The organism is Halomonas meridiana, from assembly GCF_009846525.1.
In the GTDB taxonomy this organism is placed as follows: domain Bacteria; phylum Pseudomonadota; class Gammaproteobacteria; order Pseudomonadales; family Halomonadaceae; genus Vreelandella.
This window is the reverse complement of the sequence record NZ_CP024621.1, coordinates 3,438,820-3,455,884: the sequence shown is the minus strand read 5'-3', so window position 1 is coordinate 3,455,884 and position 17,065 is coordinate 3,438,820. Positions and strand designations below refer to the sequence as shown.

Below are 17,065 nucleotides of genomic sequence, written 5' to 3'. Positions count from 1 at the left end.
TTTGATCATTAATTTTTGACACAACTACTTGAAAGCGCTTGATGGCTCGTTATGAATCTTATCGACAGGCGGGGTTGAAAGCCATGAAGGCTTTTTTACCATCATGGCGAGTCATGCCGCATCGCGGAGGTAAGACCGAGACGTGTTAGTGCCGAGTTGCAAAGGCCACGCGGACGCCATGCTCAAGCCGCTGCTGGGCAGAAACAGGCGGTATTGGGTTGCCAATCATCTCATCGGCAGCATCGGCCCAGGTGAGAATGCCGTGGGTAAAACCCAGCGGTGCCAGCGCGCGGCTGACCCACTGGGTGCCGCTAAACCGCTTTGTTTCGCCCTGTGGGTTGACCAGTAAGCTGACCGACTCATCGCGGTGCAAGCGTACGATATACCAGCCCATATCGATGCCATGCAGCTCGACGTCAGGCAGCGGTGCGGTCAGTTGGGAAAGCTCTTCCAGGGTCAAACGAGGGGGGAGTGGTGAAGACATAGCGGCACCTCATTGGCTCAACTGTGTTTATGTAGAGTCTAATGAGTGTAATGGATTTGTATAGCTTTTGGTGCGTATTGGTGGGCAAGGGTCAACCGTTTGCGCACGGATCGTCATATAACAGTCGTGAATGCGTCATGGTTAATTCATCTTTGCCTAATAGTCTCCTCCCAAACGCAGACGTCCGTTCTGACCAGCGATGACGAGGAGAGCACCATGAGCAAGGAAATCGAAGATCACCGCCTGTTTAACCACAGCCATAACCAGCCGTTTGCCGAGGTGTTGGCTCAGCACGTCTCTCGGCGCGACGTAATGCGAGGCGGCCTGGGGTTGGCGGCAGCGTCCATGTTGGGGTTTGGCGGGGCTGCGCAGGCGCTCGCTGGCGAGCAGGCGAAAACGCCGCTCACACTGGCCTTTGAGGCCGTACGCGGTTCCCGCACCGATGCCGTGGTCGTGCCGGAGGGCTACGTAGCCCAGGTGTTAGTGCCCTGGGGTACGCCGCTGCAGGCAGGCCAGGAGTGGCAGGCCGACCAGCCCATGACACCCGAGCGTCAGGCGATGAGCGTGGGCATGCACCACGACGGCATGGCTGGTTTCGCCCTGGATGCGGATAACGCCTCGCGCCGTTTTGTGCTGGCGCTGAACAACGAGTACATCGATCAAGACGCGCTGTGGGCACCCCAAGGTGGGCCGACCAATGCCGAAGCGGGCGCGCGCCCCGCAGACGAGTCGCGCACCGAAATCAATGCCCACGGCGTCACGTTGGTTGAAGTTGAGAAAGACGCTAACGGCCAGTGGTCTCACGTTGCCAACTCGCCCTATAACCGCCGCTTCACCAGCGCCACGGTGATGGATCTAGCGGGCCCCGTGGCGAGTAGCGACTACGTAAAAACCCAGTTCTCCCCTGACGGCACGCAAACCCGCGGCACCAACAACAACTGCGGTAACGGCGTGACGCCCTGGGGCACCTATATCGCCTGTGAAGAGAACTGGCCCGATATCTTCGTCAACCGTGGCGAGCGCTTCCAGGATGATGCGCGCATCGGTATTCCTACGGATAAAAGCCGCTATGGCTGGGATACCTCGGCAGGCGACGCCACCGAGCAAAACGGTGAGTTTGCGCGCTTTGACATCACTCCACGCGGTGAGCGTGCCGAAGATGACTACCGCAACGAGGCACGTACCTTCGGCTACCAAGTAGAAGTCGACCCCTACAGCGGTGCTCGCGCGGTGAAGCGTACGGCGCTGGGACGTTTCCGTCATGAAGGGTGCTGGCTGGGCAAATTAGAAGCGGGCAAGCCCATCGTTTACTATTCAGGCCACGATGCCCGTAACGAGTATGTCTACAAGTACGTCTCTGATGCCGCCTGGGACCCCGCTGACGCCAACCGCCCCGGCGCTGAGTACGACCGCCTCGCCATCGGCAATAAATACATGGATAACGGCACGCTCTTCGTGGCGCGCTTCCATGCCGATGGCAGCGGCGAGTGGCTGCCACTCACACCAAGCGCCAAGACCCAGGATGGCCGCACGCTGGCCGCCGCACTTGGCCTGGCCGAGAACGATTTGGCAGGCATCATCATCAACACCTGCGATGCCGCCGACCTGCTGGGCGCCACGCCGATGAACCGCCCCGAGTGGGCCACGGTAGACCCGGCCTCCGGTGAGGTGTATCTCACGCTGACGAACAACACCCAGCGCAGTGAAGAGGGCGCCGATGCCACCTTCACCAATGACGGCAGCGAGCTTACCCAGCCTGGTGTCGGGTTCGCTACCGCCCCGGCGAACGCCGCGAACCCCCGCGCCAATAACGAGGCCGGGCACGTGATTCGTTGGCGGGAGAGCCGATTGCCCAACGCCTTCACCTGGGAAGTGTTTGTGTTTGGCGCAGCAGCCGACGACGCGAATAACCACTCCGGGCTAAACGAGATGAACCAGTTCGCCAGCCCCGATGGCCTGTGGTTCGATGAACGTGAAGATGGCCAAGGCATTCTCTGGATTCAGACCGACAACGGCTATGAAGGTGTTACCGAGCACACCAACGACCAGCTACTGGCCGTGGTGCCCCAAGGATTAGAGGATATTCGCGGTACGGGGCCGGTGATCAACAGCAGCAACCAGCAACAGCTCAAACGCTTTGCGGTGGGCCCGAACGGCTGTGAAGTGACCGGCATCTTTGCCACGCCGGATAAAACCGCGCTGTTCATCAACATCCAGCACCCCGGCAACTGGCCCGCGGATGGCAATGCCCTGGTGCAAGACGCCACTGCGGCGGCGAGTGGGCAAGTACGCCCGCGTGCCGCCACCGTGGTGATTCAGAAGCGCGATGGTGGGCCGGTGGGGGTGTGAACCACGAACACGCGATCAACGGTTTAAACCATGCTCCAAGCCCCGCGAAGGCGGGGCATTTTTAATGCGCATCAGCGCCGCCCATACGCTGCCAAAAAAACATCGACGGCGCTGGTGATTTGCCGCTGAATTTCCTCCTCGGTGGGCGTGGGGCGCACGCCCATGCGCACCTCTTTGATCAACATACCCTGCCACATGCTGCAGAGCTGGTCGGCGGCGCGTGCCGGGTCGGGTAGGCTCAGGTGGCCAGCGCTGGCCAATCCTTCCAGTTTTTCGCGCAGCCACTGGCTGATGGCCCACGGGCCCGCGTCGAAAAAGGCCCTCAGCAGCTTGGGGTGCTGCTCGCCCTGGTGGCTCATGACTCGCTCTACCGCCAGAACGTGGGGTTCCAGCAAAAAACGCAGCATGCAGACCCCTACCTCGATCAGTGACTGGCGCACGGCGTCGTGGGTATCGGGAAGTTGGGCCAACCCTTGACGGATCGTCGCGGTTTCGCGGCGGATGACGCTGCCAAACAGTGTCTCTTTCGTCGCGAAATGCCCGTACACCGTCACTTTCGACACGCCGGCTTCCCGCGCGACGGCTTCCATGGTGACGGCCTCCAAACCGTTGCGAAAAAAGAGGCAGGCCGCAGCGTCCAGCATCGCATCGCGTTTTGCCATGTCTTTGGGGCGGCCTGCGCTGCGTTTTTGGTCAGGCGACGTTGGTCGAGCGTCTGTCATGCAAGAAATCCATGCCCATACGTAAATAGTTATTGAACGGTAATGTACACATATTATAGTGAACGCTATCGTTCAAGAATAAACCATTTCGAGGCCAACATGGGTACGTTGAAGACTTCTTGGGGGCACCGCCTTCGCGGTGCGCTGGCGGCGTTGCTAATGATCGGTGTGACACTGGTCGTGGTGGCGCTGGTGTCCAGTCAGCGTAGTAGCGCTCAGCAGGCGCGTCAGGAGGGCGCGGATAACGCCCTGCTCCAGGTCGTGGCGCAGCCGCTGGCGCAGGCTGACACGCTGACGCGAGAAGTGCGTTTAACCGGCCGAGTGGTGGCGCGCCAGTCGGTATCGTTGGCCTTCGAACCGGCCGGGCGAGTGGAGACTCTGCAGGCCGACCGAGGCGATGCAGTTGAGCAGGGCGAAGTGTTGGCCACCCTCGATACCCGCCGGCTAGAGAGCCGCCTAGCCGAAGTGGCAGCACGCAGCGAAGAGGCCCGCGCGAGCCTCGCTCTGGCCCAGCGTCAGGAAGAGCGCGAAGCGCAGTTGAACCAGAGCAACTTTGCGAGCCGTACGGCGTTGGATCAGGCCCGCACCGACCGGTTGACCCTGCAAGCGCGACTCTCTGCGTTGGCCGCCGAGCGCGATAGCCTCACGGCCGATCTAGAAGACAGCACGCTCAAAGCGCCGTTTGCGGGCCGAGTGGTCGAGCGCTACATCGATGTAGGAAGCCTCGTGACGAGCGGCACGGCGGCGTTCGATGTCATCGACACGCGCCAGTTGGAGGCGCACCTTGGCTTGCCCGCGCGGCTGGCGGCGACGTTTGCCGTCGGGGAGGCCGTGATGCTGCAGGTGAACGATCAAACGATCGAGGGCAGCGTGCGTGCCCGGTTGCCCCAAGTGGATGGCGACAGCCGTACACAAACCTTGGTCGTGGCGATGACGGGCGACCATGCTGCCGTGCCTGGCGATTTGGCCGAGTTGAGCTACTCGATGACCGAACCCGCGAGCGGTTATTGGGTACCGCTGGCGGCGCTGCGTGCTGCCGACCGGGGCCTGTGGAACGTATTGATTGCCGAGCCAGACGAGGACGACCGCTACCGCGTTGCGCAAGCTAGCGTCGAGCTACTGCACACCGAAGGGGATGACGCCTTCGTGCGCGGCACCTTGGCCCCGGGTATGCGTTTGATTCGCAGTGGCACTCACCGCATTACGCCCGGGCAGCAGGTCACGCTGAGCGAGGACGTGGCCCATGCGCATTGAGTGGTTGTTCAATCGCCGCCTGCTGGCCCTCTCGCTGGGCCTGCTCATCGCCGCCGGGCTGTCGGCCGTTCAAACGCTGCCGCGCGCAGAAGATCCCTACCTCATCGCGCGCAATGCCACGGTACTGGCGCCGTACCCAGGCGCCACCCCAGAGCAGATCGAAGCGCTGGTGGCCAGGCCGATCGAGCAAGAACTACGCACCATTTCCGAGATCAGCGTGCTGGAATCCACGTCTCGCCAAGGCATCGCGCTGCTGAGTCTCGAACTGGGTGACGACGTCACCAACGTGGCGCCGGTATGGAGCCGCGTGCGCGATAAGCTGGGCGATGTGGCACCGTCGTTGCCGGAAGGGGTAGACACTCCAGAGTTGTTAGATGATCGCGGCTACGCCTTCAGCCTCGTGGCCGCGCTGCGTTGGACGCTGGATACGCCGCCCAACCCACAGCTCATGGAGCGTTACGCCGAACGCTTGGAAGATGCGTTTCGGCAGGTGGCCGGCACCGAATATACCCACCGCTTTGGCGTGGCCGGCGAGCAGGTCGAGGTGATGGTCGATCCGCTGGAGCTCAATGCCCTCGGACTTTCCGTTGGCCAACTGGCTGCCGCCATCGACGCCAGCGATGGGCGACGCACCGCTGGCGAGGTGGTCACCCAAGGGTACCGTCTCACGGTGGGGCTGAGCGGGGAATTCGACGCGCTGGATCGTCTGCGGGAGATCAACGTGACGACTCGGCAGGGGCAAAGCGTCAAATTGGGCGAAATTGCCGAACTGCGCCGCGGTGTACAAGACCCACCCAGCGCCGTGGCGCTGCTCAACGGTGAGCGAGCGGTGTTCGTGGGCGCGCGCATGGCGCCTGGTCAGCGGATCGATCTCTGGGTGGCACGGGCGCAGGAGCGACTCGCGGCCTTCGCCGATGAGCTGCCGGTGGGGCTCGCCGTCGAGGAAGTGTTCGAGCAGGCTAGCTACACCAATCAGCGGTTGAGCGACGTGGCGCTTAGCCTGCTGATGGGGTTGGTGCTGGTGGTGGGTATTCTATTTCTGACCATGGGGTGGCGTTCGGCGCTCACCGTAGGGCTGGCCATTCCCGCCACCGCCCTGCTGACATTGGCGCTGTTCCGGCCGTTGGGCATGGAAATCCACCAGATGAGTATTATCGGCATCATCGTCGCGCTGGGTCTGATGGTGGACAACGCGATCGTGATGACCAACGCCCTGCGGGAGCGCTTTCTGCAGGGCGATTCCGCGCTGGTCGCGACTCGGGATGCGCTGCGCCATTTGGCGGTGCCGCTGCTTGCTAGCACGCTGACGACCGTGCTGGCCTTCATGCCCATCGTGCTCATGCCGGGCCCGGCGGGCGAGTTCGTCGGGCCGCTCGCCATGGCGGTGATGGTGGCCCTGGTCAGCTCCTACCTGATCTCCCTGTTTCTGGTGCCCGCGCTATCGCCCATGTTGCTGGCCAAAGTGGCGGCCAAACCGCCCGCCCCGCGGGATAATGCGCTCAAGCGTGCCTTCCGAGGTACGGTGCGCAGCGCACTGCGCCACCCAGTGGCCGCCATGGTGATCACGCTCTGCGTGCCGGTGGGGGGCATGGCGCTGATGCCCACGCTGGACGTGGCGTTCTTCCCGCCCGCCGACCGCGATCAGTTCCACGTGGAAGTACGCCTGCCTCCTGCCAGCAGCATGGCGCAAACGGAATCGCTGGCCCACGACGTCGAGCGTATGGTGCGCGAGCTGCCGGGCGTGGTGCGTGTGTCTGCGTTCGTCGGCGAAAGCGCGCCGATGATGTATTACAACGTGCTAACGAACGAGGACAACAACCCGGCGTTTTTACACCTCATCGTCGATACGGCATCGCTGGACGTCACTCGCCAGCAAGTGCCCCAACTGCAGCAAGCGCTTGACCAACGCTTTCCCCAAGCCCAGGGCGTTGTGCGCAAGTACGAGCAGGGGCCGCCGTTCCAAGCCCCTATCGAACTCCGGGTGTACGGTGACGATCTCGACATACTCTCTTCTCTGGGGTTAGAGCTGGCGGGCCTGATGCACCAGCTTCCCCAGGTGACCCACGTGCGTGCCGGGATGCAGCAGGACCTGCCACGCCTGATGCTGGAGATCGACCAAACAGCGCTGAGCGATGCCGGACTGTCGCCCCAGACCCTAGCCGAGCAGGTGGGGGCCGCACTCTCTGGCCAGCCTGCAGGTGTTTTGCTGGAAGATACCCAGCAGTTGCCGGTACGCGTGCGCTATGCCGATGCGTGGCGCACCGATGCCGAGCAGCTGGCCGCCTTGCGCCTGGTCAGCGACCAGGTCAGCGAGGGGTTACCGTTGGCCGCCGTGGCCGAGAGCTATCTGGCGCCGTCGTGGAGCGTCATTACCCGTCGTAACGCCGAGCGCGTGCAGCTCGTGCAGGGCTATTTGGTGGCCGATGCGCTGCCGGCCGTCTCCATGGCGCAGCTCGATGCCAAGCTGCAAGCAGCCATCGATGCGGGTGAGATACGCCTGCCTCCCGGTTATCGGATCGAGACCGGTGGGGAAGCCGCCGAGCGTGACGAAGCGGTTAGCCAACTGCTCGCCTCGGTCGTGCTGCTAGTGATTGCCATGGTGGCCACGGTCGTACTGGCCTTTAATTCCTTCCGCCGCGCCGCCATTGTGTTCATTGCCGGTGCCCAGGCGATGGGCATGGGGATCGTAGCACTGCTGCTGAGCGGCCACGCCTTCGGCTTCGTGATCATCGTCGGCATCATGGGGTTGGTGGGGGTGGCGATCAACGCAACGATCATCATCATTGCCGCGTTCGATGATGATCCTGCGGCTCGGCAAGGCGATAGGGAAGCCATGCTGGCGGTCATTAGCGGGCCGACCAGTCGGCACATCGTCTCGACCACCATCACGACCTTTGCCGGGCTCATTCCACTCATGGTGGCCGCCGGTGGGCTTTGGCCACCTTTCGCGCAAACCGTGGGCTTTGGACTACTCTTGGCCACACTGGTGTCGTTTTTCTTCACGCCAGCGCTTTACCGGCTGTGGGTCGCTAGGGCCGAGTAACGGTCAGCCCTTTTCGCTTATTCATAACGTGGACTATATTGCTATTTAGTAAACGAGCGTATCCTTTGTGTAATGGCGACGTGGTCGGCGCAGAAAGGGTACGTATTGTCGAAAGACATATCGCGCTTGGATCACGGCTCGTTTCTGGGACGAAACGGCCCAGGCGCCGACTTTCATTGGATGAACTATGGTAGAAACCCCGCAAAATCAAACGCAAGGAGCGCCGCTGTCCATCAGCGAACCCAGCAGTCAGGCCGTCGCGGTACTCGGCGGACGGCCCAACGGCCAGGGCATTCGGATACTGGACGTCAGCGAGGAGTACGTGCAGTTTTGGGGAGGAGATCGCGACCACTGGTTGGGCGCGTCGCCTAAAATCGTCCATCAAGAGGCGGCGAACGAGCAGCTCTTGACCCAGCTCCACCACGCCTTGTCGGGTGGCAAGCTGGGCCTGGGATGCTCCCTCTCCGGCTTGGACCACGCTGAGGAAGCGCTGCTCTCCAAGGCGCCGCGGCCGCTCATCGAGTGGCGTGTCACTGCCATGTCGATGCCCGGATATGCCGACAACGTGTTGGTATTGGTGCAGCGCGACATCACCCAACAGGTGGAAAAAGAGGCCGAGCTCAAGCGTCTCGCTACCACCGATATGCTGACTGGGTTGATGAATCGCGCCCGGTTCGATTACCTGTTAAAACACGAGCTAGGGCGCTTGAACCGCTATGTGCGGCCTTTCTCGCTCATCATGCTCGATATCGACTACTTCAAGGCGATCAACGACAGCCAAGGCCACGATGTGGGCGACCAGGTCCTGCGCGCCTTGGCGGCACTGCTGGAAGACAATCTGCGTAGTGCGGACTACTGCGCCCGCTGGGGAGGGGAGGAATTCATCATTCTGGCCCCGGAAACGTCCCTTGAGCAGGCCGCCAGGCTTGCCGAGAAAATTCGTCAATGTATCGGAAGCGCCGCCTTTCCAGGCGCCGAGCGCGTGACCGTCAGTTTAGGCGTCGCAGAAGCGGCTGCGAACGACACGCCCAAAAGCATGATGAAACGGGTCGATAACGCGCTCTACCAAGCGAAAGAGAGCGGACGAGACCGCGTCGCGTGTTAGCAATATGGCATGTTAGCAAAAAGGGGCCCAGCGGCCCCTTTGGTCGTTTTGAGCGATGGCTCTGCCTAGTGCGTCGCGATTAGCGAGGTGGCGGTGGAGTGGTCCACGGCGTCGGCGAGCATTTCAGCGGTGATCGCAGAAAGCGTCCAGCCCAGGTGGCCGTGGCCCGTGTTGTAGAAAACGGTCGGCAATTTGCCAGGGCCGACTTTAGGCAGCATATTCGGCAGCATCGGGCGCAGGCCCGCCCAAGGCACCACTCGTTGAGTACTCACGCCGGGGAAGCACTGCTCTACCCAGCGCACCAGCGGCTGAATCCGGTCGTTACGAATGTCGCGGTTTGCGCCATTAAACTCAGCGGTACCGGCCACGCGGAAACGGTCGTTCCCTAGACGGCTGGTCACCAGCTTGGTCTCGTCATCCAGCAAGCTCACCGTCGGTGCGGCCTGCTGTGAGGCCTCGTCGTCCAGCTGTACGGTGATGGAGTAGCCTTTGACCGGGTAGATGTTCACGCGGTCGCCCAGCTGGGCGGCGATGGCACGACTGCCGACCCCGGCACATACCACCACGCTATCAAAGCTTTGGCGTACCTCTTCACCGTCGACGGAAGCGCTGACCCAGGCACTGTTCTCATCCGCACCCAGGTCGGTCACCTGGTGGCCGTAGTTCAGCCGCACGCCGCGTTTGGCCGCGGCCTTTGCGAGGCCGTTGGTGTATTTGTGAATATCCCCGGTAGCGTCGCTTTCGGTGAAGAAACCGCCGTAGTAGCTACCCGCGAGCGTGGGTTCGATGGCGCGCATTTCTTCTGGTGTGACCGCCCTACGCTCGAGCCCGCCTTGGTGCAGAAGCTGTGAGACCTTAGCGGCATGCTCGTAGCCCGCTTTATCGCGGTAGATATGCAGAATGCCTTTTTGTTTCACGTCGAAATCGATCTGCTCGTCTTGCGCCCACTGAAACAGATGCTCCCTGGCGGCAATGGCGAGGCGCGTCGTTTCGATGGTGTTGTCGGCATAGCGGGGGATGGCGGCGATAAATTCCGCAAACCAGCTCAGCTTGTGCCAGGTAGGACGAGGGTTGACGAGCAGTGGGGCGTCGTTTTTTAGCATCCAGCGCAGGCCTTTGAGGACCGTGGGCCAGTGGTTCCATACCTCAGCGTTGGAGGCAGAAAGCTGCCCGCCGTTGGCAAACGAGGTTTCCATCGCGGCGTAGCGATGCTTTTCAAACACAGTGACGTCAAAGCCGCGCTTCACGAGGGCGTAGGCGCTGGTAATACCGGTAATACCACCGCCAATAATTGCAATGCGTTGCATGAGTCTCTCCACAGATTGTATGAGCGTCGGGTGATACCCCAGCAAACGTGTTTGCTAGGCGTACCCCTTCCGTCATGGAACCTGAGAGATTCACGCCGATGATGTGGCGCTTGCTCCTTCGGTGGGTTGAGTGACGCCGTCATCAACCGCTCTTCGGAACGTATTGGTAAAAACGTTAGCGGTTGCGGTCCGTTGGCCTGAGAGTTTCCGGGGTCGTTGCTCCTTCGGCGCTGGTGTCGTGTACCAGTCTCTCCCGCAACTGCGTACTTAACGTTGTAACGCGGCGGTGCTAAAAAGGGAATAGGCGAAAGGTGGAAGCCGCTCAATCGCGTGGCTTTGCCAGGCCGCGTGTTTTCACACACAATGCTTGCTATCTGCAACGAACTATCTGCAACGAACTATCTGCGACGAACTATCTTCAACGAGCTATTTTCGAGCGATTACCCTCGATCAATCATCTTCAAGCAATGGACAACGCGCATGCAGGCAAACGGATTTTTTGAGGGCATCGGCGAGGCGATAGGCGATGCCATTCGCGTGGTGGTGGAGTTTTTGGTGGGGCTCTTCACCAACTTTTTCGGTGCCTTTGACGACTTTATCGGCGGTCTGACGCGTTCGCTGGGGATCAACGACTCGTTCTTGAGTCTCGCGATACTGCTCATCGGCCTGCTGGTGCTGTGGGGTGGGCTGCGTGCGTTTTTGCGTGGCTCCATCATTGGCGGCATTTTCCGCACGCTGATTGGGCTGTTTATCCTGTCGTGGCTGATGATGTAGTACTAAGACGATAGGGAAAATAAAGCGTTTCCCTCGTGCGTAGTTGGAATCCGTAAAAGGGGTCCTGAGCCTCATTCATGTCACTATGACGCATCGTCATTTGCTTCTTTGGTGCATTTTGTCATCATCTGCACTCTTTTTGTGCAAAGGCGAGTGCGATGAAAACGTATCTTGGCAAGATGCGCGGAGAACGAACCCCGCGCCCCCGGGTGGGCTGGCAGGATGCCTGCTGGTCGTGGCTGGGTGCCTTTACTGGCATGGCGCTGATTTGCTGGCTAAGCGCCGAGTGGCTCTCCCAGCAGCTGTTGATCGTGGGCTCGTTCGGGGCAACCTCGGTGCTGATTTACGCCGCCCCGGAAAGCCCCTTTGCCCAGCCAAGCCATGTGCTGTTTGGCAGCGTGCTCTCTGCCTGTGTGGGCGTGGGCTGCTATCAACTGCTGGGGGCCACGCCGCTGTCGATGGCGTTGGCGGTGTCGCTCTCCATTTTGGTTATGCAGCTCACCCATACCGTTCATCCGCCAGGGGCTGCCGCTGCGCTGATTGCCGTGGCAGGCGGTGCCAGCGTGCATCAGTTGGGCTGGTGGTATCCGCTGATCCCCATTGGCGCAGGCTGCATCGTCATGCTGGTGGTGGCGATTCTGGTCAATAACCTGGCGCGCCACCGCCGCTATCCGCGCTACTGGTAACGCTGTAGCTGCGCTTCCAGGGCAAAAATATGCGCATCTTCGGTGCCCAACTCGCGCAGCGCTTGGGCTAGGTTCAGCAAGTAAGCACTGTTGGGGCCGCTAGGGCCGTGGGCTTGGGCAATTTGCTGGGCGATGTCGGCCAGCGGGGCATCGCCTAAAAACGCCGGGTTGTCTTCGCTGGCCAGATAAATCAGCCCCTCGCTAGGCGCTTGGTCGGCGTCAGGGTTACCCGCTTCATCCAAAAACGTCAGCGTGACTTTTTCCCGCAGGTAGCCGTTTTTCTCCCGCACATCCAACGGTGCGAGCACCTCAGGGGTGATGCGGTAAGCCATGCCGTGACATACCGCACCTTCGGCACGAATCAGCGTCGCCACACGCCCCGGCGCTTCCGGTGTGCCGCGGTGGTCGTGGGAACCCTGCCAGAAGCGCCGCACCCAGCCGGTAATCGACGCAGGCCGGCGCTCTAAATAGTCAAAATCCGCCTTCCAAATCAGCGAACCGTAGCCAAAAAGCCAGATATCCGCATGGCCGTCGAAGAAGTTTCTTTGCTGGTTTAACGTCGTGGTATCAAGCAACATAAGCGATCTACATTTGTGACCAAAGTGGCTGCACGCGCATGGCGTTAACGGTGGTTCATCATCCGGGTTATACGATTGATTTACCAGCCAATCACCCCTTCCCTATGGAAAAGTTTCGGGTGCTTCGGCAGCTATTGGGCGAGCAAACGTTGGCCTGCCCCATCGAGTGGCATACGCCCCAACCGGCTACCATAGAAAGCCTGCAACGCGTGCATACACCAGAGTACGTGAAGGCGTTTTTGCACGGCCAGCTTGATCGTGCCGCTCAGCGGCGCAGTGGATTCGTTTGGTCTGAGGCCTTGGTGGAACGAGTGCGGCTGGAAACCGGCGGCACGCTGCTCACCCTGGAAGCGGCCCTGGCCACCGGGCTTGCCTGCAACTCGGCGGGCGGTACACACCACGCCCATGCGGATGCCGCCAGCGGCTACTGTTTGATCAACGATTTAGCCGTGGCCGCCGCCCACGCGCTGGCCCAGGGCTGGGTAGAGCGGGTGCTGATCGTGGATTGCGACGTGCATCAAGGCGATGGCACCGCGCGGCTCTTTGCCAACGAACCCGGCGTGTTTACCTTTTCCATGCACGCGGCGCGTAACTTCCCCGCCCGCAAAGCAAAAAGCGACCTGGATATCGACCTGCCCAACGGCATGGAGGATGCGGCTTATCTGGCCGAACTCGCGTCTTGGCTGCCTGGGGTACTCGCCGCTTACCAGCCAGACGTAGTGCTCTATGATGCCGGGGTGGATGTGCATCACGATGACCGACTGGGCTACTTATCGCTCAGCAGCGATGGGCTCTATGCCCGGGATCACTACGTGTTGAACCTTTGTCGTGAGTCTGACATTCCCGTGGCGGCGGTCATCGGCGGCGGCTACGACCGCGATATTGCCGCCCTGGCTACACGTCACGCCCAGCTACATCGAGCCGCTGCGGATGTGCTGGCGGCTCATTAACGCTTTGATTGAAAAGGACGAACGCGATGCGCGCTATTTTTCTTGTCGATAACGGCTCCCTGCGCCCCCAGGCGACCCATAATCTGCGCCGGGTGGCGGCCGCGTTGAGCGAGACGCTAGGGGAGACTGTTCAGGCGGCCTCGCTGCTGCACTCCAATAAAATCCCCGCTGAAGAGGTCGATGGCATTCCCGCCATTACGTTAGGCCCCGCCGCCGAACGCAGCGCCGAGGCAGGCGCCGCCGAGATTATCGTGCTGCCGTTTTTCTTCGGCCCCAGTAAAGCGCTAACGGGGTACTTGCCGGAGCGAATGGCCGCGCTACAGGCCCGTTTTCCTAACGTGTCGGTGCGGGTTGCTCAGCCACTGGTAGATGAACTTGGGAGTAACGATCTGCGCTTAGCACAGCTGTTGGCCGATAACGTACGTGCGCAGTTGCCTGAACAAGGCGCTGCCAAGGTCGCGCTGGTGGACCACGGCAGCCCCATTCCCGACGTTACCGCCGTGCGTAACCGCCTGGCTGGGCAATTGAGCGTGCTGCTGGGCGACGACGTGCGCTGCGTGGCGGCGGCTTCCATGGAGCGACGTGACGGCGACGAGTACCGCTTTAACGAGCCGCTATTGGAGCACCTGCTGGATACGCCTGAATTCAGCAGCGGGAACGTGGTGCTGGCGATGCTGTTTCTCTCCCCAGGCCGTCATGCCGGTGAGGGTGGCGATATCGCCGAGATCTGCGCCGCCGCCGAACAGCGCCACAGTGGGTTGACGGTGACGACCACCGCGCTGGTCGGCGAGCACCAGGGGATCGTTGAGATTTTACACTCACGCCTGCGCCAAGCGCTTGACGGAGAACGCTTTCTGCTTGAAATGCCTGCGCAGTAGTCAAGTGCCCGGTTAAGGGAAGCGCGCAAGGGGAGATGTAACGTTGCCCAAAGGCGCGTAGAATCGCGAGCTTTTGCAAGCGTGCTCGTTTCTCCAACAGCGCTTCCTCGTTAACCAGGGCCTCTATCTTGATCGCAACCGCCAACATCACCATGCAGTTTGGGGCCAAGCCCCTGTTCGAAAATGTTTCCGTCAAATTTAATAACGGCAATCGCTACGGTTTGATTGGCGCGAATGGTTGCGGTAAGTCCACCTTCATGAAAATTCTCGGTGGCGAGTTGGAGCCCTCGTCTGGCCAAGTGATGCTGGATAGCAGTACCCGGCTGGGTAAGCTGCGCCAGGACCAGTTTGCCTACGAAAACGAGCGGGTCATCGACACCGTCATCATGGGCAACGCCGAGCTGTGGAAAGTGGCCGCCGAGCGCGAGCGCATTTACTCGCTGCCTGAAATGAGCGAAGAAGACGGTATGGCCGTAGCGGATTTAGAAGTGCGCTACGCCGAGCTGGATGGCTACACCGCCGAGTCCCGCGCGGGCGAGCTGCTGCTGGGCCTGGGCATTCCTATCGAACAGCACACCGGCCCCATGAGTGAAGTCGCGCCTGGCTGGAAGCTGCGCGTGCTGCTGGCCCAGGCGCTGTTCTCCGACCCGGACGTGCTGCTGCTGGACGAACCTACCAACCACCTGGATATCAATACTATCCGCTGGCTGGAAGAGATTCTAAAAGCGCGCAGCAGCACCATGGTGATCATTTCCCACGATCGTCACTTCCTGAACAGTGTGTGTACCCACATGGCGGATCTGGATTACGGCGAAATCACCCTGTTCCCCGGCAACTACGATGACTACATGACGGCGGCCACTGCGGCCCGTGAACGTCAGCATGCGGACAACGCCAAGAAGAAGGCGCAAATTGCCGAGCTGCAGCAGTTCGTCAGCCGCTTCTCGGCCAACGCCTCTAAAGCGAAGCAGGCCACTTCGCGGGCGCGCCAGATCGACAAGATCAAACTGGAAGACATCAAACCCTCCAGCCGAGTGAGCCCGTTTATCCGCTTTGATCAAAACAAGAAGATCCACCGTAACGCGGTGAACGTAGAGGCGATTACCAAAGGCTACGACGGCGAGCCGCTGTTCAAGCGTTTCTCCATGACCGTGGAAGCAGGTGAGCGCATTGCCATCATCGGCCCTAACGGCATTGGCAAAACCACCCTGCTGAAAACGCTGGCGGGGGATCTACGCCCAGACGCCGGTGAAGTGAAGTGGACCGATGCCGCCGAGCTGGGCGTATTCGCCCAAGATCACGCCGATGACTTTGCCAATGACGCCACGCTGTTCGAGTGGATGGGCCAGTGGACCAAAGGCGGTGAGCAAGTGGTACGCGGCGCGTTGGGCCGCATGCTGTTCTCCAGCGACGACATTAATAAATCGGTGAAGGTGATCTCGGGCGGCGAGCAGGGGCGGATGCTGTTCGGTAAGCTAACGCTCACCAACCCCAACGTGCTGCTGATGGACGAGCCCACCAACCACTTGGATATGGAGTCCATCGAGGCGCTCAACCTGGCGTTGGAGAACTACCCCGGCACGCTGCTGTTCGTTAGCCACGACCGGGAGTTCGTCTCCAGCCTCGCCACGCGCATCATTGATATGCAGCCGGATGGCATCGTCGATTTCAGCGGCAGCTACGACGACTACCTGCGCAGCCAGGGCGTGGTGTAGCGCTTAACCAATGATTTGAGCGTAGGTGGCCTCGGTGGCTGGCTCTCGGTCGGCATCCAGCATGTCGCCGCTGAAAGTCTCGTTCATCTCTTTGGCGAGTTCCACATACACGTGCATCTGCTGATTGCGGCGTTTGTGCAGCGGCGGCTTCACCAGCAGGCTAACCCCCCGAATGGGCTCGTGGGTTTCCCCGCGCAGCAGGTCGGGCATTTCCCCAGGCGGGAAGGCGTTGGCCACGGTAATCGGGTTAGATGCCTGCTGGCCGTCGATCAAAAACACCTTCTTGATGGCGTCGTAATGGGCGCCTTTGCCACGCAGCCACTCGGTCAATCGCTCATCGGTGGTGACATCCGGCTGGTTGAAAATGACGAACAGCGAGTGCTGTTTGACCTTCCCCGTGCGCTTGGCGGGAGCGGGCGGCGGCTCTTCCGCTGGCGGCGGCGTAGGCGCGGCGACCGGTGCCTCTGCTGCTTCGGCCTTGGCCTTGGCGCGACGTCGTTTGGGCACTACGACGTAAGCGAAAATCACTACGGCCAGCACCCCTAACAGCAGCGAGGCAAAGGCCAGTAGAACGGGCAGTGACGTTGTATCCATGGGGTAACACCCTTTTGTTAGTTAACCCTTAGGCGCTATTTAATCGCAAAATGGTGGCGTTGAGTGCCAGCGCGAGAGCGACCCACAGCCAGTAAGGCACCATTAGCCACGCGGCGAGGCTATTCACCTGGGCAAACAGGCCAATGGCCAGCGTAATCAGCCCCAACAGCAGCACGATATCCACCAGCGCGGCGGCCATCTGTTTGCGCCCAAAAAACAGCCATGACCACGCCGCATTGGCCAACAGCTGCACACCATACACAGCAAGGCCCGCGCTACGCAGTGGCGAGTCGTCCGCCATATAAATCCGCCAAGCCGCAATCGCCATCAAGAGATAGAGAATCCCCCAGGCGATGGGGAACGCGAGATCGGGCGGCGTCCAGCGAGGTTTGCGCAGCGCCCGGTACCAACCATCGGGACGAAAGCGTGCGCCCGTGGCGGCAGCGGCACCCACCAGTAGCAATGAGACCAGCAGCGCCAACAGCGAAGCGAGCATAAACCACCTGTTCGTGAGTAAAGAAACGCGCGTTAAAACGAGAGAATCAATAGCCTAGCAGCGTTTTAAAACACGTAGGCATAAAAAAAGCACCACCTAAGTGATGCTTTTCGTCCATAAGGGTTCCCCC

At 60.8% G+C, this 17,065-nt stretch carries 15 protein-coding genes and 2 riboswitches; of the genes, 9 read left to right on the top strand and 6 right to left on the bottom strand.

The window, feature by feature from the left end; all coding sequences use genetic code 11:
* Nucleotides 1-145: 145 nt before the first annotated feature.
* A complete protein-coding gene (locus CTT34_RS16395) occupies nt 146-484 on the bottom strand; it encodes a DUF6482 family protein (protein ID WP_159343371.1) in 339 nt (112 codons plus the stop codon).
* 216 nt (nt 485-700) lie between these two features.
* Between CTT34_RS16395 and CTT34_RS16390 the strand changes: the two genes are divergently transcribed.
* Complete coding sequence (locus CTT34_RS16390) at nt 701-2,833, top strand: PhoX family protein (RefSeq protein ID WP_159343370.1); 2,133 nt, start codon at nt 701-703, stop codon at nt 2,831-2,833.
* A gap of 71 nt (nt 2,834-2,904) precedes the next feature.
* Here the strand turns inward: CTT34_RS16390 and CTT34_RS16385 are convergent, their stop codons facing one another.
* Nucleotides 2,905-3,555, bottom strand: coding sequence for a TetR/AcrR family transcriptional regulator (locus CTT34_RS16385; RefSeq protein WP_159343369.1), 651 nt, complete (start codon nt 3,553-3,555; stop codon nt 2,905-2,907).
* A gap of 99 nt (nt 3,556-3,654) precedes the next feature.
* Here CTT34_RS16385 and CTT34_RS16380 point away from each other — a divergent pair, with 99 nt between their 5' ends.
* From CTT34_RS16380 to CTT34_RS16370, 3 genes are all read left to right on the top strand, one after another.
* Nucleotides 3,655-4,809: an efflux RND transporter periplasmic adaptor subunit gene (locus CTT34_RS16380; RefSeq protein WP_159343368.1), complete on the top strand. Its 1,155-nt coding sequence runs from the start codon at nt 3,655-3,657 to the stop codon at nt 4,807-4,809.
* Nucleotides 4,799-7,852, top strand: coding sequence for an efflux RND transporter permease subunit (locus CTT34_RS16375; protein ID WP_159343367.1), 3,054 nt, complete (start codon nt 4,799-4,801; stop codon nt 7,850-7,852). Before CTT34_RS16380 ends, CTT34_RS16375 begins: the two co-directional genes overlap by 11 nt.
* 187 nt (nt 7,853-8,039) lie before the next feature.
* A complete protein-coding gene (locus tag CTT34_RS16370) occupies nt 8,040-8,957 on the top strand; it encodes a GGDEF domain-containing protein (RefSeq protein ID WP_159343366.1) in 918 nt (305 codons plus the stop codon).
* Between the two features lie 65 nt (nt 8,958-9,022).
* Here the strand turns inward: CTT34_RS16370 and CTT34_RS16365 are convergent, their stop codons facing one another.
* Nucleotides 9,023-10,264 carry a D-amino acid dehydrogenase gene (locus tag CTT34_RS16365; protein WP_159343365.1) on the bottom strand — a complete coding sequence of 414 codons (1,242 nt, stop codon included), beginning with the start codon at nt 10,262-10,264 and terminating at the stop codon, nt 9,023-9,025.
* A 59-nt stretch (nt 10,265-10,323) separates the two neighbouring features.
* Nucleotides 10,324-10,431, bottom strand: a riboswitch (glycine riboswitch).
* An 8-nt stretch (nt 10,432-10,439) separates the two neighbouring features.
* A riboswitch (glycine riboswitch) is annotated at nt 10,440-10,530 on the bottom strand.
* Between the two features lie 214 nt (nt 10,531-10,744).
* On the opposite strand from CTT34_RS16365, the gene CTT34_RS16360 reads away from it, so the two are divergent.
* Both CTT34_RS16360 and CTT34_RS16355 read left to right on the top strand, forming a co-directional pair.
* Entirely contained in the window at nt 10,745-11,038 is a 294-nt protein-coding gene (locus CTT34_RS16360; protein WP_044630200.1) for a hypothetical protein, read from the top strand.
* Between the two features lie 158 nt (nt 11,039-11,196).
* Complete coding sequence (locus CTT34_RS16355) at nt 11,197-11,724, top strand: HPP family protein (RefSeq protein ID WP_016915214.1); 528 nt, start codon at nt 11,197-11,199, stop codon at nt 11,722-11,724.
* On the opposite strand, the gene CTT34_RS16350 is transcribed toward CTT34_RS16355, so the two are convergent.
* The gene (locus CTT34_RS16350) at nt 11,715-12,302 is read right to left on the bottom strand and encodes a gamma-glutamylcyclotransferase (protein ID WP_159343364.1); all 588 of its coding nucleotides are present in this window, start codon (nt 12,300-12,302) and stop codon (nt 11,715-11,717) included. The two genes, CTT34_RS16355 and CTT34_RS16350, sit on opposite strands and share 10 nt — an antisense overlap.
* A gap of 38 nt (nt 12,303-12,340) precedes the next feature.
* Here CTT34_RS16350 and CTT34_RS16345 point away from each other — a divergent pair, with 38 nt between their 5' ends.
* The 3 genes from CTT34_RS16345 to CTT34_RS16335 all read left to right on the top strand — a co-directional run bounded on the left by CTT34_RS16345 (nt 12,341) and on the right by CTT34_RS16335 (nt 15,845).
* A complete protein-coding gene (locus CTT34_RS16345) occupies nt 12,341-13,252 on the top strand; it encodes a histone deacetylase family protein (protein WP_159343363.1) in 912 nt (303 codons plus the stop codon).
* A 26-nt stretch (nt 13,253-13,278) separates the two neighbouring features.
* Nucleotides 13,279-14,130 carry a sirohydrochlorin chelatase gene (locus CTT34_RS16340; RefSeq protein WP_159343362.1) on the top strand — a complete coding sequence of 284 codons (852 nt, stop codon included), beginning with the start codon at nt 13,279-13,281 and terminating at the stop codon, nt 14,128-14,130.
* A 128-nt stretch (nt 14,131-14,258) separates the two neighbouring features.
* Nucleotides 14,259-15,845 carry an ABC-F family ATPase gene (locus CTT34_RS16335; protein WP_159343361.1) on the top strand — a complete coding sequence of 529 codons (1,587 nt, stop codon included), beginning with the start codon at nt 14,259-14,261 and terminating at the stop codon, nt 15,843-15,845.
* A 3-nt stretch (nt 15,846-15,848) separates the two neighbouring features.
* Here CTT34_RS16335 and CTT34_RS16330 read toward each other — a convergent pair whose 3' ends face one another.
* Together CTT34_RS16330 and CTT34_RS16325 are read right to left on the bottom strand one after the other, a co-directional pair.
* On the bottom strand, nt 15,849-16,439 hold the full coding sequence (locus tag CTT34_RS16330) for a cell division protein ZipA C-terminal FtsZ-binding domain-containing protein (protein WP_159343360.1): 591 nt from the start codon (nt 16,437-16,439) through the stop codon (nt 15,849-15,851).
* 28 nt (nt 16,440-16,467) lie between these two features.
* Nucleotides 16,468-16,935: a TspO/MBR family protein gene (locus tag CTT34_RS16325; protein WP_159343359.1), complete on the bottom strand. Its 468-nt coding sequence runs from the start codon at nt 16,933-16,935 to the stop codon at nt 16,468-16,470.
* Between the last annotated feature and the right edge of the window lie 130 nt (nt 16,936-17,065).